The sequence below is a fragment of the Streptococcus mitis genome, from assembly GCF_902159415.1.
GTDB classification, from domain to species: Bacteria; Bacillota; Bacilli; order Lactobacillales; family Streptococcaceae; genus Streptococcus; species Streptococcus mitis_BG.
The window spans coordinates 97,714-114,608 of record NZ_CABGJU010000002.1 but is presented as its reverse complement, the minus strand read 5'-3'; the positions used below and the strand labels follow the sequence as shown (position 1 = coordinate 114,608).

13 protein-coding genes are annotated in these 16,895 nt (G+C 38.5%); 12 read left to right on the top strand and 1 reads right to left on the bottom strand.

What is annotated here, in order from left to right:
- The first annotated feature begins 11 nt into the window (after positions 1 to 11).
- The 6 genes from thrC (at position 12) to FN031_RS06825 (ending at position 5,821) form a co-directional block, all read left to right on the top strand.
- Entirely contained in the window at positions 12 to 1,496 is a 1,485-nt protein-coding gene (thrC, locus tag FN031_RS06850) for a threonine synthase (RefSeq protein ID WP_142558806.1), read from the top strand.
- A 60-nt stretch (positions 1,497 to 1,556) separates the two neighbouring features.
- Complete coding sequence (locus FN031_RS06845) at positions 1,557 to 2,837, top strand: MATE family efflux transporter (protein WP_142558804.1); 1,281 nt, start codon at positions 1,557 to 1,559, stop codon at positions 2,835 to 2,837.
- Between the two features lie 3 nt (positions 2,838 to 2,840).
- Positions 2,841 to 3,461: an HAD hydrolase-like protein gene (locus FN031_RS06840; RefSeq protein WP_142558802.1), complete on the top strand. Its 621-nt coding sequence runs from the start codon at positions 2,841 to 2,843 to the stop codon at positions 3,459 to 3,461.
- A gap of 171 nt (positions 3,462 to 3,632) precedes the next feature.
- Positions 3,633 to 4,760, top strand: a complete 1,128-nt coding sequence (locus FN031_RS06835) for a LysM peptidoglycan-binding domain-containing protein (RefSeq protein ID WP_142558800.1) — start codon at positions 3,633 to 3,635, stop codon at positions 4,758 to 4,760.
- Positions 4,761 to 5,022: 262 nt separating this feature from the next.
- A complete protein-coding gene (locus tag FN031_RS06830) occupies positions 5,023 to 5,448 on the top strand; it encodes a MarR family winged helix-turn-helix transcriptional regulator (protein WP_142558798.1) in 426 nt (141 codons plus the stop codon).
- Positions 5,449 to 5,458: 10 nt separating this feature from the next.
- Positions 5,459 to 5,821, top strand: coding sequence for a DUF1304 domain-containing protein (locus tag FN031_RS06825; protein WP_142558796.1), 363 nt, complete (start codon positions 5,459 to 5,461; stop codon positions 5,819 to 5,821).
- Positions 5,822 to 5,867: 46 nt separating this feature from the next.
- Here FN031_RS06825 and FN031_RS06820 read toward each other — a convergent pair whose 3' ends face one another.
- The gene (locus tag FN031_RS06820; RefSeq protein ID WP_142558794.1) at positions 5,868 to 6,725 is read right to left on the bottom strand and encodes a DUF975 family protein; all 858 of its coding nucleotides are present in this window, start codon (positions 6,723 to 6,725) and stop codon (positions 5,868 to 5,870) included.
- A 116-nt stretch (positions 6,726 to 6,841) separates the two neighbouring features.
- Here FN031_RS06820 and tgt point away from each other — a divergent pair, with 116 nt between their 5' ends.
- From tgt to FN031_RS06790, 6 genes are all read left to right on the top strand, one after another.
- A complete protein-coding gene (gene tgt / locus FN031_RS06815; protein ID WP_142558792.1) occupies positions 6,842 to 7,984 on the top strand; it encodes a tRNA guanosine(34) transglycosylase Tgt in 1,143 nt (380 codons plus the stop codon).
- A 132-nt stretch (positions 7,985 to 8,116) separates the two neighbouring features.
- On the top strand, positions 8,117 to 9,934 hold the full coding sequence (locus FN031_RS06810; protein WP_142558790.1) for an acyltransferase family protein: 1,818 nt from the start codon (positions 8,117 to 8,119) through the stop codon (positions 9,932 to 9,934).
- Between the two features lie 143 nt (positions 9,935 to 10,077).
- Positions 10,078 to 10,419 (top strand): metal-sulfur cluster assembly factor, encoded by a 342-nt coding sequence (locus FN031_RS06805; protein WP_142558788.1) that lies wholly within the window; start codon positions 10,078 to 10,080, stop codon positions 10,417 to 10,419.
- Positions 10,420 to 10,600: 181 nt separating this feature from the next.
- Entirely contained in the window at positions 10,601 to 11,551 is a 951-nt protein-coding gene (gene pgfS, locus FN031_RS06800; RefSeq protein ID WP_142558786.1) for a glycosyltransferase PgfS, read from the top strand.
- Positions 11,541 to 14,168, top strand: a complete 2,628-nt coding sequence (locus tag FN031_RS06795; protein WP_142558784.1) for a YfhO family protein — start codon at positions 11,541 to 11,543, stop codon at positions 14,166 to 14,168. Before pgfS ends, FN031_RS06795 begins: the two co-directional genes overlap by 11 nt.
- Before the next feature lie 20 nt (positions 14,169 to 14,188).
- Complete coding sequence (locus FN031_RS06790) at positions 14,189 to 16,786, top strand: YfhO family protein (RefSeq protein ID WP_142558782.1); 2,598 nt, start codon at positions 14,189 to 14,191, stop codon at positions 16,784 to 16,786.
- Positions 16,787 to 16,895 lie beyond the last annotated feature (109 nt).

Below are 16,895 nucleotides of genomic sequence, written 5' to 3'. Positions count from 1 at the left end.
GATAGAGATTTATGACATTAGTTTATCAATCAACGCGTGATGCGAAAAATACAGTAACAGCCAGTCAGGCGATTTTGCAAGGTTTGGCAACAGATGGAGGCTTATTTACTCCAGTTAGCTATCCAAAGGTTGATTTGGATTTTGGCACATTGAAAGACGCTTCTTACCAAGAAGTAGCTAAGCTTGTCTTGTCAGCTTTCTTGGACGACTTTACAGCAGAAGAGTTGGACCACTGTATCAACAATGCCTATGACAGCAAGTTTGATACACCAGGAATTGCCCCTCTTGTAAAACTTGATAGTCAATACAACTTGGAACTTTTCCACGGTTCAACCATTGCCTTTAAGGATATGGCCTTGTCCATCTTGCCATACTTTATGACAACGGCAGCTAAGAAACACGGTTTGGAAAACAAGATTGTCATCTTGACAGCGACATCTGGAGATACTGGGAAAGCCGCTATGGCAGGTTTTGCAGATGTTCCAGGTACTGAAATTATCGTCTTTTATCCAAAAGACGGTGTCAGCAAGGTACAAGAGTTGCAAATGACCACTCAAACGGGCGAAAATACTCATGTTATCGCCATTGATGGAAACTTTGACGATGCTCAGACTAATGTGAAACATATGTTCAATGATGTGGCTCTTCGTGAGAAATTGGCAGCCAACAAGCTCCAGTTCTCATCAGCTAACTCTATGAATATTGGTCGTTTGGTCCCACAGATTGTCTATTATGTTTATGCCTACGCTCAACTTGTTAAAACTGGCGAGATTAAGGCTGGTGATAAGGTTAACTTCACCGTACCGACAGGAAACTTTGGAAATATCTTGGCTGCCTTTTACGCTAAACAAATCGGCCTACCAGTCGGCAAGTTAATCTGTGCTTCAAATGACAACAATGTCTTGACAGATTTCTTTAAAACTCGTGTTTATGACAAGAAGCGTGAGTTTAAAGTAACCACTAGCCCATCTATGGATATCTTAGTGTCTTCAAACTTGGAGCGCTTGATTTTCCATCTTTTGGGAAATGATGCGGTTAAGACGGCTGAACTTATGAATGCTTTGAATAGCCAAGGTCAGTATGAGTTGACTGATTTTGATGCAGAGATTCTTGACCTTTTTGCGGCAGAGTATGCGACGGAAGCAGAAACAGCAGCAGAAATTAAGCGTGTTTATGAGTCAGATGCTTATATTGAGGACCCTCATACAGCAGTTGCCTCAGCCGTATATAAAAAATACCAAGCAGCGACTGGCGATGCGGCTAAGACCGTGATTGCATCAACTGCTAGTCCATACAAGTTCCCAGTAGTAGCAGTGGAAGCTGTAACAGGAAAATCAGGCTTGACTGACTTTGAAGCTTTGGCTCAGTTGCACAAAATTTCAGGAGTGGCAGTGCCACCAGCAGTTGATGGTCTCGAAACAGCTCCGGTTCGTCACAAGACAACTGTTGCAGCGGCAGATATGCAGGCAGCAGTAGAATCTTATTTAGGACTTTAAAAGAGAGGAAGTAAACTCGGTTGGGAAACTAACTGAGTTTCTTTTCATCAGGAGGAAGGATTGTTTAAGAAAAATAAGGATATTCTCAACATAGCTTTACCTGCCATGGGTGAAAATTTTTTGCAGATGCTCATGGGGATGGTAGATAGCTACTTGGTAGCTAATCTGGGGTTGATCGCCATTTCGGGTGTGTCTGTAGCTGGAAATATTATCACCATTTATCAGGCTATTTTTATTGCCTTGGGAGCAGCAATTTCTAGTGTCATTTCAAAAAGTGTGGGACAGAAAGATCAGTCTAGACTAGCCTACCATGTGACAGAAGCTCTCAAGATAACCTTGCTATTGAGTTTAATTTTAGGTGGCTTGTCCATCTTTGCAGGTCAAGAGATGATTGGTTTTTTGGGTACTGAACAGGCTGTGGCTGAAAGTGGTGGCTTATACCTATCTTTAGTTGGTGGGACAATCGTTCTCCTGGGCTTAATGACTAGTTTGGGGGCCTTGATTCGCGCCACCCACAATCCTCGACTGCCACTTTATGTTAGTTTTTTATCCAATGCTTTAAATATCCTTTTTTCAAGCGTCGCCATTTTTATCCTTGATATGGGGATAGCTGGTGTAGCTTGGGGGACTATTTTGTCTCGTTTGGTCGGGGTTGTAATTTTGTGGTCACAATTAAAACTTCCATATATGAGACCGACGTTTGGACTGGATAAAGACCTGCTAACTTTGGCTTTGCCTGCGGCGGGAGAACGTCTCATGATGAGGGCTGGAGATGTCGTCATTATTGCCTTGGTTGTTTCCTTTGGAACTGAGGCCGTCGCGGGGAATGCTATTGGTGAGGTTTTGACACAGTTCAACTACATGCCTGCTTTTGGTGTTGCGACAGCAACAGTCATGCAGGTAGCTCGAGCAGTTGGGGAGGATGATTGGGCAAGGGTGGACAGACTAAGTAAGCAAACTTTTTGCTTGTCTTTCTTTCTCATGTTGCCTCTAACGCTTAGTATCTATGCTCTCGGGACAACACTAAGCTATCTCTACACCAGTGATCCTGTGGCTATTAAAGCCAGTGTTTTAGTGACACTTTTTTCACTTTTAGGGACTCCTATGACAACGGGAACTGTCATTTATACAGCTGTCTGGCAAGGTTTGGGAAATGCCCGACTTCCCTTTTATGCGACAAGTATTGGAATGTGGTGCATCCGTATTGGGACTGGTTACCTGATGGGAATTGTTCTTGGTTGGGGATTGCCTGGTATCTGGGCAGGAACGATTTTGGATAATGGTTTCCGTTGGATTTTCCTACGCTATCGTTACAAATCTTATATGACATTGAAAGGATAAGAAATGCAAGAAACTGCTTTTATTTGGGATTTAGACGGGACTTTATTGGACTCCTATGAAGCTATTTTGTCAGGAATTGAGGAGACCTATGCACAGTTTTCCATTCCTTTTGACAAGGAAAAAGTTCGAGCTTTTATCTTGAAATACTCTGTCCAGGATTTACTAGTGCAAGTGGCAGAAGAAAGAGGCTTGGATGTTGATAAGCTCAATCAATTCCGTGCTCAGAGCTTGGCTGAAAAGAATGCCCAGGTCATCTTGATGCCAGGTGCGCTTGAAGTCTTATCTTGGGCAAATCAGCAAGGAATTCAGCAATTTGTATACACTCACAAAGGCGATAATGCCTTGACTATTTTACGAGATTTGGGCTTGGATGTTTGTTTCACAGAAATTTTGACAAGCCAGAGCGGTTTTGCTCGTAAACCAAGTCCAGAAGCAGCGACCTACCTTATCAGCAAATACCATTTAAAACCAGAGCGCACCTATTACATAGGAGATCGCCTTTTGGATATAGAATTTGCACTAACTAGTGGAATAAAGAGTCTGAATTTTTTAAGTTGTAATAAAGAAGGAAACCAACAAATAAGAGCATTAGAGGATATTATCACTCTCTTGAACAATCAATGATGTCTGGAGTAATATGTCAGCCCTATGACAGAAATCTAACAAACTATTTCAATTAATGTGGTTTGTTACAGAGTCTAAACAGTTTTGTTAAACAGCCCCAAAAGGGCTTTTTTTCCCTTTTCTTTATGTTATGATAGACATGTACTACATTGAAAAAGGAGTTTGAATAGTATGAAGAAACGAATTATTTTGGCATCAACGGTAGCTTTATCAATTGCCCCTGCCTTGGCAGCTCAAGCAGAAGAAGTTGTATGGTCACCACGTACAGTTGAGCAAATTCAAAACGATGTTGCTAAAAGCGAAAATAAAACAAGTTATACAATTAAGTATGGAGACACCTTAAGCACGATTGCAGAAGCTTTGGGAGTAGACTTAAATGTTCTTGCAAACTTGAACAAAATTACGAATATTGACTTGATTTTCCCAGACACTGTACTGACTACAATTGTTAATGAACAAGAAGAAGTAACAGGGGTTGAGGTATATACACCAGAAGAAGTAGGTTCTGATGTAGCAAGTGCAACAGCAGATTTGAAAACTAACCAAGTAGTCGTAGATAACCAAACTGTACAAGTTGAAGATTTGACTAAACCAGTGGCAGAAACAGAAACTGTAGTTGAAGCAACACCACAAGCTGATGTAGAAGCTGAAGTGACTCCAGCTTCAGCAGCTGAAGTTGCAGCTCCAGTAGAAGAAACAGTTCCTGCAGCAACGACAGAAACTGCTCCAGTAACTGAAGTACCAGTTGTGGAAGAAACAACAGTTCAACCAGTAACTGAAACAACGACTGTTGCGGAAGAACCAGTAGCGAAAACAACTACTGTAGCTGAGCCAGCAACAACAGAAGCTGAACCAGTAACAACAACTTATCAGGCAGAACCAAGCCAAGCTTCATCACCAACTTATGCAGCACCGGCGGCGCCTGATTATGCAACTATTGCAGCTACAAAATCTGAAAATGCAGGTCTACAACCACAAACAGCTGCCTTCAAAGAGGAAGTTGCCAAGTTATACGGTATCACATCATTTAGCGGTTACCGTCCAGGAGATCCAGGTGACCACGGAAAAGGTCTAGCGATTGACTTCATGGTCCCAGTTAGCTCAGCTCTTGGCGACCAGGTTGCTGAGTATGCTATTCAGAATATGGCTAGCCGTGGAATCAGTTATGTTATTTGGAAACAGCGTTTCTACGCACCATTCCCAAGCAAATACGGACCAGCCTACACTTGGAATCCAATGCCAGATCGTGGTAGCGTAACAGAAAACCACTATGACCACGTTCATGTATCTATGAACTAATAAGATAAGAGAAGTAGGGGACTAATTCAGTTTCCTCTTCTTTTTTTTTCAATTTCTTATCCAATAGAAATCCTTTTATAAAGATAAAATAAAGTTAAGCACAAGGCTTGCTCGAAAATATAAATGTTGAATAAGATGGGAAAGAGTTAAAAAACAGGAAACCATATTTATGAAGTGAGCAAAAAACTTGCATCATCAATTTATTTATAATATACTTGATAAGTCAATAGTTGATTGATCAAATACGAACAAAGGAATAGAAATGCTAGAAATAAATGAATTACTCTACCAGCTCCATTTAGTAGATCAGACGATTACTCAACTTTTTGAGAAACAATTGGGAATTAGTTTGACCCGCTATCAAATTCTGCAGTTTTTATTGCAAAAGTCACCGTGTAACCAAACTGCCGTTCAAGAGAAGTTACAGATTGACCAGGCAGCTTTGACCCGTCATTTTAAGGTATTAGAGTCAGAGGGCTATGTCAGTCGTAAGCGTAATCCAATCAATCAGCGGGAAGTCCTAGTTGAATTAACCCAAGAAGCCAAGAATCAACTCTTGGTCAATCCGCCTAAATATCATTTGAATGTGAAGGAACAGATGGAGAGCATCTTATCGCCTGGTGAGCAGAAAGAACTGACAACCTTACTGACAAAACTAGTGTCAGGTCTAGAAAAAATAGAATTTTAAGGAGAAAACGATATCACTCATTACTACTATACTAGCAACTATTGTTGCCTTGGAACATTTTTATATTTTTTATTTGGAGAGTATCGCAACCCAATCAGATGCAACTAGCCGAGTCTTTAATATGGAAAAGGAAGAGTTGACTCGACCATCTGTCACTTCACTGTTTAAAAACCAAGGAATTTATAATGCCTTGATTGGAGTGTTTCTTATCTATGGGATTTATTTCTCGCATAGCTTAGAAATCGTAACAATCTTTGTTTTATTTGTCATAGGAGCATCGACTTATGGTGCTTTAACAGCGGATAAAAAAATCATTCTAAAGCAAGGTGGCCCAGCAATCTTAACACTTTTGAGTATTCTCTTATTAAAATAAAGACAACCAGCACCTTCATAGAAAGTGCTGGTTTTAATAACTGCTGTTAAACTTTTCTTCGCTTGATTTCGAGTAACCTTTGATAGAAGAAAATTTGATTGCTATAAATATAGGGGTATATAGAAATACTTGCAATGCCAAAGCTAATCCAGATGAGGAAATACCATGGTAAGAGCTGTAAATCAAGGACAAAGCGTTGGAACTTGTAGCCTTTCATAAGGAAGCGGCTGGTTTGAAGTGTACGACTTGGTTTTGCAATCCCTATTGCTAGAGTGTCGCAAAGTAGTAGTTCTACTTGGGAGTATGCATAATATTGGGGAAGATAAATAGCAGTTCCTATAACGATCAGAAAGACACTGCCAAAGAAGTAAAGTGCAAAAGTGAGTAGGAACTGTTCAATATCTGGATTCGTAAGATCGACAGATGGAAATTCAGGATGAAGTTCCACAAATTTTCGAGCCATTAGATTGCTGTAAAAAAGATAGTAAACTCCAAGTAGATTGGGTAGGCTCCATAAAAAGAGGTAGAAACGTTTCAGTAGAAGAGTCAGGAAAGTTTGAGTAAAGAAACGGTTATCAAACAATGCCAAACTATCCTTGAAAGAAAGTTCTGTCTCAGGAACTCTGAATAGACTGAGAGTTGTAAAAAGAGCACCAATTAAGATAATGGAGCTTGCAAAGCCAAAGACTAGAGGAAAGAGGGAGGATTGAATTACCGTTATCAAAAAACTGAAAAAGGATTGCTCCAGAATTTCTTCATTAAGTAATGATAAAGGGCTTATAAAGCTAGAGATAATCAAAAGGATGCTTGGCAATAAATAGACGAGCATCAGTCTAGGATGTTCTGCTGGGAACTGTCGTGCTTGTTGACGGACTTCTTTTAAATCAATCTTTGGGTATTTCATGCTTTCATTATACCATAGTTCGTGACAGTTCCTGTTTTTTTTGATAGAATCATACAGTATGCCCTTGGGTGCAGAGTAAGGACTGGGACTGTTTTTCCCGGTTTCGGAGGTAAAAAATGTCAGAATCACCAATCAAATATCGATTAATTAAGAAAGAAAAACATACAGGAGCTCGTCTGGGAGAAATTATCACACCGCATGGAACTTTCCCAACGCCCATGTTTATGCCAGTTGGTACACAAGCAACTGTCAAAACTCAGTCTCCAGAAGAGTTGAAAGAGATGGGTTCAGGAATTATCCTTTCTAACACTTATCATTTGTGGCTTCGCCCTGGGGATGAACTGATTGCTAGAGCTGGTGGTCTTCACAAGTTCATGAATTGGGACCAACCGATTTTAACGGATAGCGGTGGATTCCAAGTATATTCCCTAGCAGACAGCCGTAATATTACAGAAGAAGGGGTAACCTTCAAGAACCACCTCAACGGTTCTAAAATGTTTCTATCACCTGAAAAAGCTATTTCTATCCAGAACAATCTAGGGTCAGACATTATGATGTCTTTCGATGAGTGTCCGCAGTTCTATCAACCTTATGACTATGTGAAAAAGTCCATTGAACGGACGAGTCGTTGGGCAGAGCGTGGGTTAAAGGCTCACCGTCGTCCGCATGACCAAGGTTTATTTGGGATTGTACAGGGGGCAGGATTTGAAGATCTTCGCCGCCAATCAGCTCAAGATCTTGTAAGTATGGATTTTCCTGGTTACTCTATTGGTGGCTTAGCAGTGGGTGAAACTCACGAAGAGATGAATGCAGTTTTGGACTTCACCACTCAACTTCTTCCTGAAGACAAGCCTCGTTACTTGATGGGAGTGGGAGCGCCAGATAGCTTGATTGATGGGGTCATTCGTGGTGTCGATATGTTCGACTGTGTCTTGCCGACTCGTATTGCACGTAATGGTACTTGTATGACCAGCCAAGGTCGTTTGGTAATCAAGAATGCCCAGTTTGCGGAGGACTTCACACCACTTGATCATGAGTGTGATTGTTACACTTGCAAGAACTATACTCGTGCTTATCTTCGCCACTTGCTTAAGGCAGATGAGACCTTTGGTATCCGTTTGACAAGCTACCATAATCTATACTTCTTGCTCAACCTGATGAAACAGGTTCGTCAAGCTATTATGGATGATAATCTTTTGGAATTCCGTGAACATTTTGTTGAAAAATATGGCTATAATAAATCTGGACGCAATTTCTAACATTTATTGATAATAAAGCTGAAATCCTAAGTTTTCTCTTAGGATTTTTCTCGTTTTTTTGATAAAATAATTGTATTATGGAATGAAAATTAGAAGACTTTTAAGCTTCTAATAAATGGAGAATAAACTCGTATGCGTATTAAATGGTTTTCCTTGATTAGGATTACAGGTCTGCTCTTGGTGCTCTTGTACCATTTCTTTCAGACGATTTTCCCAGGGGGATTCTTTGGTGTGGATGTCTTTTTCACTTTCTCAGGTTTCCTTATCACCTCACTATTGTTAGAGGAGTTTAGCCAAAAAGGGGAAATTGATATCATAGGTTTTTTCAGGAGACGATTTTATCGAATATTTCCTCCTGTTGTGATGATGGTACTTGTCATCATGCCATTCACCTTTTTGGTTCGCCAAGATTATGTGGCAGGAATTGGTGGGCAGATTGCCGGTGTTTTAGGATTTATGACGAACTTCTATGAAATGTTGACGGGAGGGAGTTATGAATCTCAGTTTATCCCTCATCTCTTTGTTCACACCTGGAGCTTAGCTGTTGAAGTTCATTATTATATCTTGTGGGGGTTGGCAGTCTGGTTCCTATCTAAGAGAGCGAAGTCAGGCGGACAACTTCGAGGAACGATCTTTCTACTTTCATCAGTTGCCTTTATCATCAGTTTCCTTTCTATGTTTATCGGTAGCTTTATTGTAAGTTCCTACTCAACAGTATACTTTTCAAGTTTGACTCATGTTTATCCATTCTTCTTAGGTAGTGTGCTTGCTACTGTGATAGGAGTTCGGCATACAACACCACTTCTTAAACGTTTGAATCGAACCTTGGATTTGAGGAAGACCTTGCTAGTCTTTGGAGCTGGCCTTGGAGTCTTGCTCTTACTGACCTTCTTTGTGAAATTTACCTATCTCTTTGCCTATTTATTCGGCTTCTTGTTGGCAAGCTTAGCTGCGATTCTGATGATTGTTGCAGCACGCGTTTTGCATGATAAAACACCGACAATCGAAGAACCAAAGGTGATTAGCTTTTTAGCAGATACTAGCTATGCTGTTTATCTATTCCACTGGCCGTTTTATATTATCTTCTCTCAGCTGATGAGCAATCTACCGGCAGTGATTTTAACGACTATCTTTTCTTATCTTTTCGCAACCCTTTCTTTCTATGTGATCGAACCTTTGATTGCAGGAAAGTCCAGCAAATTGTTGCGAATGGCAAAAGAAATTCCTCACATCAAACCAATCTTTGTTGGTAGTGCAGGAGTACTTGGTCTGATTACCCTTGTCGTGATACTGATAGCTCCTCAAGTAGGTGCCTTTGAAACAGACTTGACTGTTAATGGGCTTAAACAAGCGCAAACAAATCTCGCTCGAACAAAGACAGTGGCAGATCAAGAAGAAGCAAGTCGATACAATATTGCTGAAGGTGTATCTATCATTGGAGACTCTGTAACCTTGAGAGCAACTCCTGGTTTACAAGAAGTTTTGCCTGATGCTCAGACTGATGCGCAAGTTAGTCGAAACACTAAACAAGCAAGTGCTATCATGCTATATAATAGCCAAAATAAAGCTTTACCTAAAGTTGTGGTAGTTGCTACGGGAGTAAATAATCCTGAGGATTATAAAGCAGATCTTGATTTTTTGATTTCGAATTTACCAAAAGGACATCAACTTGTCCTTGTGACTCCATATGAGGGTGATAAAAGTCAGGAAACTCAGCCTTATGTTGAAAAGTATGCTAGCTATGCTCGTGAAGTAGCTCAACAATATCCATATGTTGAGGTTGCTGACTGGAACCAAGTGTCGAAAGACAATCCAGATATTTGGAAAGGGACTGACCAGGTTCATTTTGGTAAGGACAATACAAAATTAGAAGAAGGGGCCAAGCTATATGCAGAAACAATTGCTTCTGCTATCAAAGCTCTTGAAGATAAGCCGGTTAAATCAAAATAATTACTTGTAAGCAGAGATAATCATCTCTGCTTTTATAGAGTCAATAAAGGAGACAATAGGCTAGTCTATTATTTGTGAAAAAACTTGCCAACTTTTTGGAATTATGAGAAAATAGAGGATATTTATCGGGTGGAGGAACTGCTATGAGAGATGACATCAAGATTAATGACCGTGCTCTAGCCTTGGAAAATCAGATTATCGAAAAACTAGAAAAAGTATATGATACTGATGTAGAACTAGATGTATACAATCTTGGATTGATTTACGAGATTGACTTGGACGAAAACGGACTTTGTACAATAGTTATGACATTTACAGATACTGCCTGTGACTGTGCAGAAAGTCTGCCTATTGAAATCGTAGCTGGCTTAAAACAAATTGATGGTATTGAGGATGTCAAGGTTGAGGTTACCTGGTCACCTGCTTGGAAGATTACACGCATTAGTCGTTATGGACGAATAGCTCTAGGACTACCTCCACGTTAAGGATTATAGAAAGATAAAGAAAGAACAATAAATCTTGTTGAAAATACTAATTAGTATTTTCCTTTTTTGTTTATTTGTTTTATACAATAAACAAAAATTTTTGTTAAGAGTAGCCACTTCATTCAAAAAAATGTTATTATAGTAGAAGTGAATATAATAAAAAGAATAAGGTAGGATAGATATGAAATTATCTGTAGTCATTCCGTTTTATAACGAAGAGAATATGATTCAGAAAATGTATGATGAATTGGTTAAAGAAATCAATCAAATTACAAAAGCGGAATTTGAAATTATTTTCATTAATGATGGTAGTAAGGACCGTACTTTTGAACGTATGTTAGCTATTGCAGCTGCTGATTCACGTGTCAAATATATTAGTTTTAGCAGAAATTTTGGGAAAGAAGCTGGAACAATCGCGGGTCTAGAATATGCAACAGGTGAAGCTGTTATTTTAATGGATGGAGACTTACAACATCCACCTGCATTAATTCCCCAAATGATTGCTGCATATGAAGAAGGCTACGATGTGGTGAGTGCTCGTCGTACACGTACAGGCGAAAAACCTCACCGTACGTTTTTAGCCAAACATTTTTATAAACTTGCTAATAAAATGATGGATATCGAGCTGATGGACGGGGTATCTGAATTCCGATTGTTTAGCCGTAAAGTTGTAAACGCTATTATTTCTATGCAAGAATACAATCGTTTTTCTAAAGGAATTTTTGCTTGGGTTGGCTTTAACGAAAAAGTTATCGAATATGAAAACCAAGTACGTACTGTAGGCGAAACAAAATACTCATTGAAGTTCTCATTGAACTATGCGATTCAAGGGATTTTATCATTCAACGATAAACCTCTTCGTATGTGTATTAATTTTGGTTTATTCTGCTTACTAATTTCATTAGTTTATGTCCTTTGGACCTTTATCCAATACCTTGTAGAACCGAATTCACTCGTGAGTGGATACTTTACTACAATCTTCTCAGTGGTTCTCTTCGGTGGAATTCAATTGATTTCCATCGGGGTATTAGGAGAATACATCGGTAAGATTTATTACGAAGTGAAGAAACGTCCACATTATCTTATCGATCAAACGAACATAAGCGTGAAAGGAGAGCAAAATGACGACTAAGAAAAAAGTCTATCTAGCAAGTTTTATTGCACCTATAGCCATCATGATTGTGGCTTGGGCTATTGATGGCTTCTTTCCTTTCGGGACAAAGTCACTCATGGCAGTTGACTTTAATGCTCAATATATTGGCTTATATGCCTATTTCAAACATTTATTTTTAAATGGAGATTGGAGTAGTTTCTTTTATTCTTTCTCTAAATCCATTGGAGGTGGGATGTTAGGGATTTGGGGCTTCAACTTGTTGAGTCCATTTAACTTCCTGTTCCTGCTATTCCCTGAAGAAAATTTTCAATGGGTGGTTCCAATCGTTATTGCCTTACGTTATGGAGCCATGGGATTAACCATGGCACATTTCTTGGTTAAACGTTACGATGGATTAAAGAACAATGCCTACTTGGTTCCAATTGTCGCTACCATCTACGCATTAAATGGGTTTAACGTTAGTTATCAAATGAACCCAATTTTCTATGATGGAATGATCATGCTTCCATTAGTTTTAATTGGGGTTGAACAAGTGCTAGATAATAAGTCTCCAAGAGGCTATATTGGCATGCTTGCCTTATCTCTCTTTGTACAATTTTACATGGGTTATATGACCTGCATTTTTGTAGTCATTTATGCTTTGTTCTACATTATACGTTCAGAGAACTTCAGAGATAAAAAGGTCATTCTAACAAGAATAGGGAAATTAGCTGCTGCATCTATACTAGCCGTTGGAATAGTATCAGCTGTATTACTCCCAATTCTTATTAGTTTAGTATCAACAAAAGGGGGCTTGCAAAGCTTCTTGAGATTTGACTGGAAGTTACAAATCAATCCGTTTGAAATTTTAGCAAAACTCTTTTTAGGAGCTTTTGATAATACTTCTTGGCCAGCTGGACCTAACTTGCCGAATATATATGTGGCTAGCTTTGGTTTACTAGGAACACTTTATTACTTTATTTCGAGTAAGATTTCAAAATGGAGCAAAATTGCGGCTAGCTTTGTTCTCGTAGTGTTTTTGATTTCTTGTGCTCATGAATTCACAAGTAAGTTGTGGCATATGGGACAAAATCCTGCTGGATTTTTCTATCGATTCTCATGGATTATTGCTTTCTTTTTAGTTTATCTGGCTTATCTAAGCCTACGAGAAGTGGAGAAATTTACTAAAAGAGAAGCTAGTTTTCTGCTGATTAGCGGTGCAGTTATCTTTTCTATTGTACAGTTACAACAACACTCTTTCTTAACAGTTTGGCAACGTCTTGCTACAATTTTGATTTTTGTGGTTTTGCTTGCAGCTTTATTCTATCCTAAAGTAAAAAGAGCTTGGATGATTATAGCTGCTTTGACTGTAGTTGAGTTAACAGCTAATGCAGCACTTGTTCAATCACGTGTTGGCTATACAGATGCCTACAAGTATCACGATGCTGTTTTACAATTAAAGGATGCTATTAACCCTATTCGACCTGACCACAGTGATTTTTACAGAATTAATAAATCATTTAATCTAAGTAAGAATGATCCATTCATGGTGGATTATCCTGGCTTATCAATTTTTAGTTCCAACTTAGAAAATAGTACACGAGATTTATTTGACCGTTTAGGAAATAATGGAATTAACGCAACGACCTACTATCAAGGAACTCCGCTACAAGATGCACTCTTCTCAGTGAAATACTTAGTGACTCCTAAACCAGTGCTTAAAGAGGATTATCCTGATACATCCAAGTTGTATGTATTCGGAAATATGGTAACGCGTAAAGATATTACGACAAAAGAACCTGTTTATGAAGCTGCTAGAACAAAGACTTTCGAGACAGATTTGATTTTGCCAATTGCTTACGGTGTTAATGATGCAACGGTGAATGTAAAATTAGAAAACCATCAACCGATTCAAAATCAAAATAAGATTGTACAAGCTATGGGGGCAACGAGTGAAAATTATTTAGCTGTACTCGGAGCAAATGAGATGAAATTGGATAATATGGAAGTTGTAGATTCATCTAAACCAGAAACTTACAAACGAATTGATTCATCTAAACCAGGAACGATTACCTATCATTTATTACCTCAATCTGCTGAAGATTATTGGGTATCAATTCCGCAAAAATTATCTCATTCAGATAAAAACAAAGTTCGTATCTTGTTGAATGGTAAAAATTACGAATTCCAAGATAAATTTCAACAAACACAGTTCATCCAAATTGCACATAATTCTGCTGGCCAACCTGTAGATTTAACGATTGAAATTGAGACGGATAATGAATATGACTTATCTGGATTACGCTTAGCTCGTTCAAATGGTGCGTTAGTAAATCGTATCATTCAAGAACGTCAGCTTCAAGGAATAAAATTGTCTCATTGGGATAATCGTAGTTTTAAAGGAACAGTGAACATTACCGACGACAGTACCTGGATGATGACAAGTATTCCATTTGAAAAAGGTTGGACTGTTAGAGTAGATGGTAAAGTAGTTGAAACTGCTAAAGTGTGGGATAGTTTGTTAGCCTATAAGATTACACCAGGTGAACATACAATTGAAATGAGTTACTTGCCAGAAGGGTTTGTTTTAGGGTTTATAATCTCAACCGTTTCTACCGCTCTTTATGGATTTGGAATTTACAAAAAATGGATTTAATATAGTGGGAGTAGACTATAATGAAAATTTCAAAAATGAAATTAAAATTTAGTTCGCTATTCTTTATTCCATTTATGGTTATGTTAGGGGTCTTCCTTTGTTTAGGGTTGACTCCCTTCTCACAAAATTCGATACATAGCGGAGATTTTCTTGCACAATATTTTCCGCTATATATCGGATTACATAAACTGTTCTGGAGTGGAGATTTTGGCGGCCTGTTTTGGTCCTTCGAGAAATCACTTGGAGGAGCAATGCCAAGTGTATGGGGTTTTAATAGTTTAAGTCCATTCACGTTTTTATACGTAATATTCCCGGTTTCAACATTTCAATTTTTGAGTTATGTGATTCCACTCATTCGTTTTGGAGTAATGGGAGTCGTATTTGGGTATTTCTTGGAAAAGAAATTTCAAGGAGTGTCTAAACATTATTGGTTATCGTTAGGATTATCTTCGTCGTATGCTCTTAGTGGCTTTATCGTATCGCAACAGTACAATCCTAATTTCTTAGATAATCTAATTTATGTACCGTTGATTCTTTTAGGGATTGAAGAAATTGCGGGTGGAAAGCGATCGTTTAAATTACCGATTTTTCTTTCCATTAGTTTGATTACGAATTTCTATACAGGCTATATGATGTGCCTTTTTGTAGCACTGTATACATTCTATGTTGTTTTTTCAAAGAAAGCTTCCTTGAAAGACTATCTATTGAAAATTGGCAGGGTTGCTTTGTTTGCACTAATTGGTGTAGGAATTGCGGCATTTTGGTTATTGCCGGTATTTAGTGCCTTGTTAGAGAGTAAAGCGAGCGCTGGGAGTACCTTCGCGTGGTCATGGGACTTCGTCAATGATGTAGTAGCAATGCCTCAAAAATTTATTTTAGGATCCTTCGGAGAAAAAGAATGGGGTGATCCCAAGGCTCTACCACAGCTATATATTGGTGGCTTGGCTCTCTTCGGGTTATTCACATTCTTTGCTAAGAGAGAGATTAGTCTGCTTAAGAAATTGTCAGCGATAGTCGTTCTTCTTGTGTTGTTTCTCTCATTCTCTATTCAAGGCTTCGATCAAATTTGGCATATGGGGCAACGTCCCGTTGGTTTTTTCTTTAGAAATTCATGGGTAGCCAACAGCTTTATGCTGGTATTGGCATCAGAAAGCTTACTACAATGGAAAGATAAGTTTCGATTAAGCGAGTTTCTAGTGGCTATCTTTGGGTTTGGTTCAATACTTGTATTATCGACTCAAAGAAGTCTTCAATTTGTTGAAACGCCGCAGAAGCTACTCGCATTTTTCTTTTGGATAACCATCTTATTAGCATTTTTCTTTAGAAGAGTAGATAAAGTTCGTAGGTTACAATTAGTAGCCGGAGTGGTGATTATCGAACTAATGATCAGTTCTTTTGTTGGATTTAAAAGGGTACCTTTTTTCATTGGTAATGAAGGATTAAAGAATCAAATGGAATACGCCACTGCTTTTGACCAAGAAGGTTACAGCAGTTCAAAGGTATTTACACGGATGGAAATGCATAAGGGTCTGTCTCATGCCAACTTCCCTATTGCCTATAATTATAATGGGGTATCACATTTCACTTCGAGTCTCGAGTATTCATTGATTGAGGAAATGAGCCATCTAGGATTACCGTCATCACAATCAGTTGTGAACTATACAAGTCGTAATGTTATTCTGGATTCATTCTTTGGTATATCAAACTTCATGATGGATGGAGATGAAAAACGTATTTTTTCAGACGTTCGTGGATTATATGAGAAAGTAGGTACGTTAAAGAACTTTGCTGTTTATCGTAATCCATATGCGTTTTCTCTTGGATATTTAACTAATGAAAGTTTAGCGACGAATATCTCTTTTAAAGCAAATCAGCCCGTTGCCAATCTGAATCAGCTATTACAAGTGATTGGATTATCTGGAGCAAATGCACTAAGCGAAGTGAGTGTTGGGGAACCAGTTACCTCAAATTTAACAAAGTCGGAAGACAAATACACTCTATCAAATGAAGGAGAATCTTCTAACATTGAATGGCAATTATCTCTTGAACCAAATAAGTTGTACTTTGTTGAAATTCCAGAAAGACAAGCCGGTTCAGTCATTAAGTCAAAAGTATTGGTAGACGGATCAAGCTATCCTTATGAAAGTCGATTCCGAGAAAATCAACTATGGGTGGTTGGAAATGGAAACATAAACAAAACGCTCAAATTTACAATTGATGAAGGAAAAGCCAAAGAATGGGATATTAGTGGTTTTAAATTCTATTCAATCGATATACCAACTCTAACCAAAGCTTTGGAACAGTTTAAAAAAGCAAATGACATCACCATTGATTCCTATTCAAATTCAACAGTGAAAGCACACGTTAATGTTACAAATAGTGAACAATCCTTTGCAACCTTCACGATTCCATACCATTCAGGGTGGAGTGTAACAGTAGACGGTCAAAAGCAAGAAGTTCAAAAATCTCTTGGTTTCTTTATGGGTGTTTCACTTACTGAAGGAGAACATGAGATTGTATGGACTTATAGTCCTCCAGGGTTAAACACTGGAATAGTGCTTTCAATAACTTCTCTTATTGTACTCATTTACTTGTGGAAAAAGCAAAAAACGGAGTAGATGACATACTTTGCTGCTTATTCCAATAAAAAAGGATGAAGTTCTTATGAACTTCATCCTTTTTGCGTGCCGAATATATTAGACCGTAATAAGTCAATCCTTTATAGAA

Coding starts and splice junctions, on each gene's coding strand:
- thrC (WP_142558806.1), top strand. CDS start 12: ATGACATTAGTTTATCAATCAACGCGTGATGCGAAAAATACAGTAACA.
- FN031_RS06840 (WP_142558802.1), top strand. CDS start 2,841: ATGCAAGAAACTGCTTTTATTTGGGATTTAGACGGGACTTTATTGGAC.
- FN031_RS06835 (WP_142558800.1), top strand. CDS start 3,633: ATGAAGAAACGAATTATTTTGGCATCAACGGTAGCTTTATCAATTGCC.
- FN031_RS06830 (WP_142558798.1), top strand. CDS start 5,023: ATGCTAGAAATAAATGAATTACTCTACCAGCTCCATTTAGTAGATCAG.
- FN031_RS06820 (WP_142558794.1), bottom strand. CDS start 6,725: ATGAAATACCCAAAGATTGATTTAAAAGAAGTCCGTCAACAAGCACGA.
- tgt (WP_142558792.1), top strand. CDS start 6,842: ATGTCAGAATCACCAATCAAATATCGATTAATTAAGAAAGAAAAACAT.
- FN031_RS06810 (WP_142558790.1), top strand. CDS start 8,117: ATGCGTATTAAATGGTTTTCCTTGATTAGGATTACAGGTCTGCTCTTG.
- FN031_RS06805 (WP_142558788.1), top strand. CDS start 10,078: ATGAGAGATGACATCAAGATTAATGACCGTGCTCTAGCCTTGGAAAAT.
- pgfS (WP_142558786.1), top strand. CDS start 10,601: ATGAAATTATCTGTAGTCATTCCGTTTTATAACGAAGAGAATATGATT.
- FN031_RS06795 (WP_142558784.1), top strand. CDS start 11,541: ATGACGACTAAGAAAAAAGTCTATCTAGCAAGTTTTATTGCACCTATA.
- FN031_RS06790 (WP_142558782.1), top strand. CDS start 14,189: ATGAAAATTTCAAAAATGAAATTAAAATTTAGTTCGCTATTCTTTATT.